Below are 411 nucleotides of genomic sequence, written 5' to 3'. Positions count from 1 at the left end.
CTGGTTACTTGATCAGGTAGATGGTCGCGAACAGGCCGATCCACACGACATCGACGAAGTGCCAGTAGTACGACACCACGATGGCGGCGGTGGCCTGCTCGTGCGTGAAGCGCTTGGCTGCGTACGTCCGTCCCAGGACCAGCAGGAAGGCGATCAGACCACCCGTCACGTGCAGACCGTGGAAGCCGGTGGTCAGGTAGAACACCGTGCCGTACGGGTCGGAGGACAGCGACAGGCCGTCCTTCTTGACCAGCTCGGTGTACTCGAAGATCTGGCCGCCGATGAAGATCGCGCCCATCACGAAGGTGATGACGAACCACGAGCGGAGCTTCTTCACGTCCCCGCGCTCGGCGGCGAAGACGCCGAGCTGGCAGGTGAGCGAGGAGAGCACCAGGATCGTGGTGTTGACCG

General features: G+C 63.0%; 1 protein-coding gene. It reads right to left on the bottom strand.

Features of this window, described 5'->3' with window-relative positions; all coding sequences use genetic code 11:
* Positions 1–4 precede the first annotated feature (4 nt).
* Positions 5–411, bottom strand: a 407-nt coding sequence (locus BI06_RS28380; protein ID WP_043472416.1) for a heme-copper oxidase subunit III, incomplete at its 5' end; no start/stop codon positions are given.

The sequence above is a fragment of the Kitasatospora sp. MBT66 genome (genome assembly GCF_000710405.2).
Lineage (GTDB): Bacteria > Actinomycetota > Actinomycetes > Streptomycetales > Streptomycetaceae > Kitasatospora > Kitasatospora purpeofusca.
The sequence above is the reverse complement of the archived record's forward strand: the minus strand, read 5'-3'. Positions and strand labels throughout refer to the sequence as shown.